Source organism: Massilia hydrophila, assembly GCF_020208145.1.
Classification (GTDB): domain Bacteria; phylum Pseudomonadota; class Gammaproteobacteria; order Burkholderiales; family Burkholderiaceae_D; genus Telluria; species Telluria hydrophila.
The window spans coordinates 1-296 of the sequence record NZ_JAHYBX010000092.1; the positions used below are offsets into that span (position 1 = coordinate 1).

General features: G+C 47.0%; 1 tRNA gene. It reads left to right on the forward strand.

Annotated features, from left to right (window positions below):
• Positions 1 to 49: 49 nt before the first annotated feature.
• Positions 50 to 125: transfer RNA gene (locus LE190_RS21655), tRNA-Ala, on the forward strand.
• Positions 126 to 296: the final 171 nt, after the last annotated feature.

Here is a 296-nt window from a genome sequence, read left to right on the forward strand (position 1 = left end):
GGTCGTTGGTTCGAGTCCAACCAGCCCTACCAAGTTATCACAAGAAAACGGGGGATTAGCTCAGCTGGGAGAGCACCTGCTTTGCAAGCAGGGGGTCGTCGGTTCGATCCCGTCATCCTCCACCATTCACCTGGTACTGATCAGAAAGTGCAAACGTAAGCCGAGCGGTTTAGGTTTGATCTTTTAGCGATCACTGTTTTTTCGTTCTTTAACAATCTGGAAGAAGTAAAGTTTTTTTAAGCGTGTAAGCGAATCGGAAACGATGAGCGAGCACACTTAGGGTAGTAATCAAGTAT